A 9339-nucleotide genomic window follows, 5' to 3' on the forward strand; every position below is an offset into this window, starting at 1 on the left:
TTTGCAAGTGCGATAATTAAGGCAATTAGGATAGTTTTACTTGCTGCTATGAAAAATGCCAACTTAAAGATTAAAAAGGTTGCGCTATTTATTTGTCCCTTTTCTTTGTTAATTTTTAATACTTTCGCGCAAGCACAGCCCATAGTGCCTGCTGCTGACGGTACGGGTACTGTTGTCACCCCCAGCGGCAACCGCTATGATATCAACGGCGGCAGTTTGTCGGGAGATGGCGCGAATCTTTTTCACAGTTTTGGGCAGTTTGGCTTGAATCAAGGTCAAATTGCTAATTTTCTGACTAATTCGGCTATTCAGAATATATTAGCTCGAATTGCTGGCGGGGACGCTTCGCTCATTAACGGTTTAATTACTGTCACGGGCGGCAATTCTAATCTTTTTCTAATTAATCCTGCGGGGATTGTGTTTGGCCCGAACGCGAGTTTGAATGTGCCGGCGGCTTTTACTGCAACTACTGCTACTGGTGTGGGTTTTGGTTCAAATTGGTTTAATGCTGCGGGTACAAATAATTTTAGCGCCTTGGTGGGTACGCCAAATGCTTTTTATTTTAGTGCGGGTGTACCGGGAAGTATTGTTAATGCTGGCAATTTAGCGGTGACTTCGGGGCAAAATTTGGCTTTGCTTGGCGGTACGGTTGTTAGTACCGGGCAGTTGTCGGCTGCGGGCGGACAAATTACTGTTGCTGCGGTTCCGGGAGATCAGGTTCTCCGCATTAGTCAACCGGGGCATTTGTTGAGTTTGGAAATAGCAACGGGCGGAAATTTTGGTAATTCTCAACAGACTTTGAATCCTGTTTCTTTGCCGCAGTTGCTGACAGGTACTGGGCAAAATCAGGCGGCGGGTGTTGCGGTTGCGGATGACGGTTCTGTGCGGCTTGTGGGTTCTGGTTTGCAGGTGAATTCTGGGGATGTGGCGATTGCTGCTAATGTGTCTGGGCTACCGCAGTTGAATGCGGGAAGTGCGAATTTATGGGCTGCGGAAAATCTCACGTTAGCGGGCGCTAGGCTGCAAACTACGGGGGATTTGAGTTTGCTGGGCCCGGATGCGGTGCGGGTCAGGGACAGCGCCCAGAATCCTTTTTTGGCGCAGGCTGGGGGGAATTTATACATTCAAGGCGATCGCACGATCGACATTCTCACTCAAAATGCGATCGGCGGCTTATATCTTCCCCCGCAATTCCAAAGCGGCGGCAATTTGAGTTTGGTTAGCAACGGCGTTATTTCGGGGGATTCTCACTTTGCTTCGGGGGGCAATTTTTCGGTGCGGAATCTGTCGGGAATGCCGGGAAATTTTGTCAGTTTATTTGACCCGATTATCAGTGCGGAAGGAGATGTTTTCTTGGGAGATTATACTGGTGTTTCGCTGAAAGTGGAGGCGAAGGGGAGCATTGTTGCCGAGGAGATTACAATTACCGGCCCCGATATTGCATTGGGTAGGGAAAATGTGAGTGGTGATCCCGATATTGCTATTTTAAGCAGCAGTCCGGCCTTGATTCTGCGGGCTGGAGTGGCAAATCTGCTAAATCCTGCTAGTGACAGTTTAGGTGAAGATTCAATATTTACAAGTCCACTTTTATCAAGCAATTTGATTTCTGTTGAAAATATTTCTGTCGGTGGGCCTGTAATTTTCTCAGCGCCGGGAAGTATTACAACTAGAGATATTAACGGCGGTCAAATTAGTCTCGAAAGCAGGGAAGCAGGAGTGATTGTTGGGGGCAGATTAACGTCTAGTTCGACAATTAATATTCAAGCTAATGACAATATTATATTGACAAGTGACATTTCTCGTGCTGATATCAACGGCAGTATTAGTCTGAATACTGTTCGGGGTAATATCGTCACAGGATCGATCGATACTGGGGCTTCCGGGGCGATCGAACTCAGAGCTTTTGGCAATGTGAATTTTGGGACTTTGCAGGGATCTAATGTTGATATTACCAGCAACTCCGGGGCATTGGGAGTTTTGACTGATGCCAATACCATTGTGCCTAATACTACACCTGTCAATATTACAGCAACTGAGAATATCAATTTGACAGCTTTTAGGGACTTAACGGTAGGCAATCTCACCGCTGCGACTGTCAATGCTAGCAGCAGTAATGGGAGTGTTAATACGGGTGCGAGCGCTACTTCGGGAGATGTCAGGATTGTAGCGGGACAGGAAATCAACGCTGGGGCAATAACTGTTACTCCTTTCGTCCCAAATCCAGTTAATCCCATCATTCCTACAGTTAATCTGGACGCCCAAACTAATATTACCGTTGATTCGATCAATGCTCAGGGGGCTACGATTGCTTTGAGAGCAACTAGCAACTTAAATGCAGGGAGTTTGCTGGGGGGTTCAGTCGATATCAATAGCGATCAGGGAAATATTGTGATCGGTAATACTACATCTCTTGGGAATATTAATATAACAGGTTCGGAAAATGTAAATTCTGGGGATTTGGTGGGAGAAAGAGTTAATATAAATAGCAATTCGGGAAGTATTAATATTGAAACCGCTACAGCAACAGAAAATACTGTCAATTTAACAGCGCTGCTAACTGTAAATTCCGGGGATTTGCGGGGAGTTGGAGTTAATGTAAACAGCAATGCGGGAAGTATTAATATTGGCAATACCGACGCCACAACAGGAAATGTCAATTTGACAAGTTCTGGGAATGTAAATTCCCGAGATTTGCGGGGAGTTGGAGTTAATGTAACTAGCAATACGGGAAGTATTAATATTGGCAATACGGACGCTACAACAGGAAATGTCAATTTAATAGCGCCGCTCAATGTAAATTCAGGAGACTTGCAGGGAGTTGCAGTTGATGTCACTAGCAGCAGGGGAACAGTCAGCACTGGTAATATAAGTGCTGCCGAAAGTGTCGGAATTTTAGCCGGAAACGAAATCGCAATTGGGCGAATAAATGTTAATCCTGTTGTTAGTGTCGATCGCACTTCTACAGTAAATCTTAACGCTCAAAATGATATCAGTGTTGCATCGATCAATGCTCCGGGCGGTAATGTTGAACTCGCAACTCCGGGTTTAGTTCGAGTGACGGGTACTTTTGACCAAAACGGCACTCCTGTTAGCGTCTCGACTCTTGGTGGCACTCAACCCGGTACAGTTACGATCCGCCACGGCGGCGGCGATGTCAATCCGCCGACGCCTTTTGCGGTGGGAGATGCGACGACTAACGGTACTGCTGGGGCGATCGCCAGCAATGCTTTAGGTACGATTACTCAAGGGCGATCGTTCATAAATTCTTACACTCAAGGCAATAGTGCGATCGTCACTACCAATCAACCCACTAATCCCGACAATCCGAATAATCCCATCAATCCCGACAATCCGAATAATCCCATCAATCCCGACAATCCCATAAATCCCATAAATCCCATAAATCCCATAAATCCCATAAATCCCGACAATCCAAATAATCCAAATAATCCAAATAATCCCATCAATCCCATCAATCCCATCAATCCCATCAATCCCAATAATCCCATCAATCCCAATAACCCCAATTCGCCCCCAATATCACCAAGGGATAGATTTCCATTAGATCGAGGGCGATTGCTTTTCCCCGATCGCAACCAACCCTTTAGTCGCGAACAGCGGCAGAACCAAAACAGAATATCGCGAGATATAGGAAAACCCGGAGAAAGGATGCCGCCCGAAAGAATGCAATCTCCCAGAGGACTGAGAAATTTCATCAATTCAAATATCAGAGATTCAGTTATTCAGTCAGCATTTCGCGGCGACATCGGCAGGAATTTGGAGGCAGGGAAAATATCGGCAGCTTTGTCTCTACTGGATCAATCTTTCAGCCAAGAATTCGGGGAATATTTCGGCATCAACATCAGCAACGAGTTGGTATCCCCAGAGGAAATTCAAAAAAAGTTAGCATCGGTAGGCGCACAAACTGGCACAAAACCCAGCTTAATTTATCTGTTCTCGCAGCGGGAAGAATTAAATTTAATGCTGATCACTTCTTGCGGTGAAGTGGTTCACAAAAGTGTGCCGTCAGCGAATCGGCAAGAACTTCTGAAAGTTGTAACTCAGTTCAGGGATGAGATTACCAAACCGGGGGTGCGCGCTACTACGAGTTATCTACCATCTGCCCAACAGCTTTATAAGTGGATGATTGCGCCTTTAGAGGACAGTTTGAAAAGCTGCGAAACGGATACTATTTCCTTTGTTGTCGATCGAGGTTTGAGAGGTATGCCCTTTGCTGCTTTGCACGACGGACAGCAATTTTTGGTGGAAAAGTACAATCTTAGCCTGATGCCCAGCATTAATTTAACAGATACTCGCTACGTAGATATCAGAAATTCTCAAGTTTTAGCAATGGGTGCCTCGGAATTTTCCGAGTTGAATCCTTTGCCTGCAGTTCCTGCTGAAATAGCCGCTATTTCCCGAGAGTGGCCGGGAGTTAGTTTTCTGAATGAGGAGTTCACTTTGGATAATTTGAAGCAACAGCATCAAAGCCGGCCTTTTGGCATTATTCACTTAGCTACTCACGGCGAATTTCGACCGGGAGCACCGAATAATTCTTTTATTCAGTTATGGAATAGTCGGCTACGAATGGATCAATTGCGGGATTTGAGATTGAATGATCCGCAGGTGAATATGTTAGTTTTAAGTGCTTGTCGGACTGCGGTGGGAGATGCACAGGCGGAGTTGGGTTTCGGGGGTTTGGCGCTGCAAGCGGGGGTGCAAACGGCTTTGGGAAGTTTGTGGTACGTGAGTGATGAAGGTACTTTGGGATTAATGAGTGAGTTTTACCAGCAGTTGAAGACAGCGCGAATTAAGGGGGCGGCGCTGCGACAAGCGCAAATTGCGATGTTGCGGGGGGATGTGCGTTTGGAGGGTGGCCGATTGCGGGGTTTGAGTCGGGGTGAGGGGGTGGAGTTGCCGGCTTCGCTGCAAGGGTTTGCGGATTTAAAGTTGTCGCATCCTTATTATTGGTCGGCTTTTGTGATGATTGGGAGTCCTTGGTAATTGGTGATTGGTGATTTGTTATTGGTTGGATATCAATGCTTTTAGTGTAATTTTGGCTTGATGCCTTAGTAGCTTGAGTCCTACTTGATGCCTTACTAGCTTGATTACTGCTTGATGCTTGTGACACTAGGAAGTAGACAACTACAGCCAGCACAATTAAAATAAACATCCACATTGATAGTTTCCTTGATTAGGTAATCAGGAGAATTGCAACTCAATCCCCTGATAGTTGTGTCTACTGGTAAAAATTAAACAAAATTGCTTTATCCGCCATAATTGCCGCTACCCTAGCCTGTTTCTTTAGCTATCTCTAGCATAGTCGATTGACTTGATTTTACTTTTTTTAGTTTCCTTTCTACTCTCTCTCTTTCTGCCTGGTCTGCTATTCCGATTTGCTCTCCAAATTGAGCTATTATTGTCGAGTTGGGAATATCAGAAACCTGTGAGGGGGATAAAATTCCTTGAGCCAAAGCCAAAGTAGCCATAATATTCCGAATTGTCTCGGCAAGGTTGTATGGTAAACTCACTTTTGTTAACGGTTGCATCTCACTTTTGCAAATATCTGGGGGGGTGACAAAGAGGTCTACGAGATAGACTGTATAAGGGTTGCGGCCCGCATACCTTGTTGATAAAAGCGGCGTTTAGAAGGAGTTAACTTCATTAACTGTTCTACCTCGTCAGAATATTGTTCGAGATAATTAACCCACTTTTTTCCATCTAAACCAACACCAAATGTACTCCGTCTTCGATATCTTTTTTTAGGTTCTTTGCGGCGAGATACATATTTTTGCACCTGCTTTTTCCTCATTTCGCTGCCTTGAAATATTCCCGAACTGTAGGCGAGCGTCATGAGCAAAATCATGTTAATAAGTCGGTCTCCTTTTAAGCTGGTTCCTTCAAGATCGTAGCCTCCTGTTTTACAGTCTCGGAACATTTCTTCAATACCCATCCGCTGCTTATAAGCATTGATGGCTGCTGGCAATGAGCCTAAATCTGTGAGAATAAACCATGCTTCATCCACCTTCCACCCCCCGTAGTTCCTTTTCCACTTACAAGCAAGATCAAATCCGGTTGCAGGTCGAGTTTTCCTCACTCTTTTACCTTGAAAATATAAAGAGGTTTAAGAGTACTATTCCTAATTCATCTAACCGTTGCCAAACTAAATGTTCCGTTTCGACACAATGATTCTTTTTCAGTCTTAAACAAAAAGATACACCCTTTTCCCTCAGCCAGTTTCCCAAATCGACAGAACAAAATTCACGGTCTCCTAAAACGATGACTTTATATTCTGAAAATAATGGTAAAACTTGCTGTAAATTGGTGGTTGTTTGTGACTCTCCGTTTTTGTTTCCCAATTTGGGCAACAGTGACCAGTATAATGGAATTGCTCTTCGCTCCCAGATCAGGCTAACCATAAAGAGATTAATGCGCCCCCATTGACTGCGGTCGATTGATCTTGATAAAGTTTGACCAACACGGCAATAAGTAATCAACCAATAAGTAATTAATGGGAACCAAATTAGTGAGATAGTTAAGTTCGGCAAATCGAGAAACCTTTGTAGTTTTCTACGCCGACTTTCTGTTGTAATTGGATAGGGAAATACCCGCGAGAGCCGTTCTAATCTCACTTGTTTTTCTGATTGTATCAAGGGTAGCAAGATTCCAATCAGTTTAAATTGAGCTGAACTTAGTTGTTTTTTTAAATGAATGAGGTAGAATGTCGGTATCATTATTTTTGAGATAGGCAAGCGTGTAACAATTATGCTGCCTATCTTTTTTTAGCACACATGGGCTCAATCCTTACAAAGGTATGGGTTTCAGGCTGGTTGTTACCCCCCCAGGGCAAATATATGAAAAAGGGCTAAAATGAAAAAGCTAGTAAAACTGTGAAAAAAGATGAGGTAAAAAAAATGACACCCGAAGACCAACAACGCCTAAAAGCACACTTAAAAGGGGTAGCAGAAATTCTTTACAGAAATACAGATTCAACCGAACTTTCAAATTTTGAAAGTATCGAAAATTCTCTACGTCAAAAAATGTTAAAAGAAGTTGGGCCAGAACTAGGTAGGTTTTTTTTCAAAAGTATCAGGAATTAAAACAGGAAGACAGCGAACCGTAAAATCATTAGTCGGGTTGCTGAATATTACAGACAATCAGGCGAAATATTTCGGGCTAAAACCTTATAGTCAACTCAGTCCAATGATGGAAAAGTGCGCTCTGATAATCCGCGCCAACGAGTCTTATGAAAAAGGAGAAAAAGATTTAGAAACATTCACAGGAATCCCAGTTTCTCATAGTACCTTACAGAGATTAGTAAACAGCCAAGAATTTGAATTGCCTACATCTAAACAAGGAGTCCAAGAAATTACCTTAGATGGAGATAAAGTCAGGCTACGAAACGAAAACAAGGGTGAGCCATGTTATTAGAAAGATTATAAAGCCGTGTGTTTAGATAATGTTTATGGCAGAGCATTCTTTCAAAATAATCAAGATTTAATTGATTGGAGTAATCGCCAAAAATTGCTACATTTTATATATTGTATAGGGGATAGTCATCCCGGAATTTGGAACTTGTTTCAAGAAATTGGAGGGACTGAACAAAGACAAAAAATCTTAGATTGGTATCATCTGAAAGAAACTTTGTACAAAGCCGGGGGTTCATTGAAACGATTAAAACAAGCCGAAAGTCTGTTATGGTCGGGTCAAGTTAATGAAGTTATCAATTTATTTAAAGAGTTGAAAAGAAAAGGATTTAAAACATTTTGCAATTATTTAGAGTTCCATCGCAACCGAATAGTTAACTACCGATACTATAAAGAAGAATCTTTAAGTTCTATCGGTTCTGGAACAGTGGAATCAACGATTCAACGGATTGGACGCTTGGGTGAAATTATCGGGAGCGCAGTGGAATATCGAGAGTGTTTCCTCTATCCTTTCTCTTCGCTGTGCTTATCTCAATGGTCAACTTTCTACTTGATGTATCTGCAAAAGTGAGATGCACCCTTTGTCAACTCCTTTGGTATGGTAATTTGTAAAAATGAACGCCAGCCCTTTGCTGACATTTAAGTATTCTAATGAGTCAACTTCATCTTTGTCAGTGATCAATAGTCCGGACAGTTTTTATATAGCCCAATGGCTTATGCTCGCTTGACTTTGAGCCACTGTGGATAATTAAATCAATGTCAGCTCCACCCCTGACTTACATTTAATTCGACTTTTTTACGATCCTTGCCCTGTAAAGCTTGTAGTATCGTTCCAAAAATTGTCCGGAGTATTGAGTGATAAAAAGTGACAAAAAGTGAGAAATAGTAGCAACATCTTGGAGAGTGTGCTAAAATCCATCCACAGCAATGTGCGCGCACGATCAAAGTGTCATAAACCATGCGAGCACAACCTCAACTCGGACACTACCTTTAAGAGGATTTAACCCATGACTGTGGATGAAGCTCTCGCCATTGTCGAAACAGTCCTAGATGACGACGAACAGTTAAACGACGTGCAAGAGCTAATTTTCAAACAGTCCTGGGAAGGCAGACAGTCTTATGAGGAAATAGCTAAACTTTCTAAATATGATGAATATATTAAAGCCGCTGGCTATAAACTCTGGAAGTTACTCTCAGACGCTTTTGAGGAAAAAGTAAAAAAAAGTAATATTAAAGCAGTTATAAAACGATACTTGCGGCGCCATCAAGTGACTTTACATCGAACTCAAGTTATAGGAGTTAATCTCAGCGGTGCTAACTTAAGCGGCTCCAGAGTATTATTCGCAAACTTAAGTGAATCAGATTCATCGGCAGATTTACACGGTGCAATTATAACTGATAATAAGACGGCATCAGATAAAATCATCAAGGTTGAAGACGCACATAACGAGGGAATTTTGTCGAGCATAAAAGAACGCATTTATCACTGGAATGATTTGCGCTTTCACAGCCAAGAACCAGTTAAAATAGCCGAAGCGCTCGATCGCACAAACACCCTCTTTTTCCCTAACTCCAAAGCCCACCTCACAACACCCGCAGGCCGACAAAACCAAGAACCAGATTTCCTCATATTCCACCAAGACAAATGGGGTATTCTGGAAATATGCCATCCCGACACAGAAAAAGATGAAACGCGCGATCGCCTGTTTGCATCCCACATTCCGCAGATATTCAAGCAGATTTAATTTCAAAGAAATTCAGAATTGCCAAAACCTCAAATGATTGCTATGCAATCATTTGAGGTTTTTTTAAGGTATAATAATTTGTGCCAGTATCAGGGTAAGAGCATCTCAATCATGCTTGACAAAAGCACTTGAGAATTTGCATCATATAGTCATTGTTCATCGCAGCC

The 9339-nt window shown here is 42.9% G+C and carries 5 protein-coding genes and 1 pseudogene; 3 read left to right on the top strand and 3 right to left on the bottom strand.

The annotated features are described in order from the left end of the window. Positions 1-48: 48 nt before the first annotated feature. Positions 49-5004, top strand: a complete 4956-nt coding sequence (locus QUA70_RS23195) for a CHAT domain-containing protein (protein ID WP_333350163.1) — start codon at positions 49-51, stop codon at positions 5002-5004. A gap of 287 nt (positions 5005-5291) precedes the next feature. On the opposite strand, the gene QUA70_RS23200 is transcribed toward QUA70_RS23195, so the two are convergent. The 3 genes from QUA70_RS23200 to QUA70_RS23210 all read right to left on the bottom strand — a co-directional run bounded on the left by QUA70_RS23200 (position 5292) and on the right by QUA70_RS23210 (position 6734). After that, positions 5292-5549 carry a hypothetical protein gene (locus QUA70_RS23200; protein WP_333328580.1) on the bottom strand — a complete coding sequence of 86 codons (258 nt, stop codon included), beginning with the start codon at positions 5547-5549 and terminating at the stop codon, positions 5292-5294. Between the two features lie 38 nt (positions 5550-5587). After that, complete coding sequence (locus QUA70_RS23205; protein ID WP_333328578.1) at positions 5588-6025, bottom strand: hypothetical protein; 438 nt, start codon at positions 6023-6025, stop codon at positions 5588-5590. A gap of 76 nt (positions 6026-6101) precedes the next feature. After that, complete coding sequence (locus QUA70_RS23210) at positions 6102-6734, bottom strand: transposase (RefSeq protein ID WP_333350161.1); 633 nt, start codon at positions 6732-6734, stop codon at positions 6102-6104. Positions 6735-6914: 180 nt separating this feature from the next. Here QUA70_RS23210 and QUA70_RS23215 point away from each other — a divergent pair. After that, positions 6915-7981 (top strand): annotated as a pseudogene (locus QUA70_RS23215) (ISKra4 family transposase). A gap of 453 nt (positions 7982-8434) precedes the next feature. Continuing rightward, entirely contained in the window at positions 8435-9172 is a 738-nt protein-coding gene (locus tag QUA70_RS23220) for a pentapeptide repeat-containing protein (RefSeq protein ID WP_333336318.1), read from the top strand. The last annotated feature ends 167 nt before the right edge of the window (positions 9173-9339 follow it).

Origin of the sequence: Microcoleus sp. LAD1_D5 (assembly GCF_036702115.1) — a bacterium.
GTDB lineage: Bacteria > Cyanobacteriota > Cyanobacteriia > Cyanobacteriales > Microcoleaceae > Microcoleus.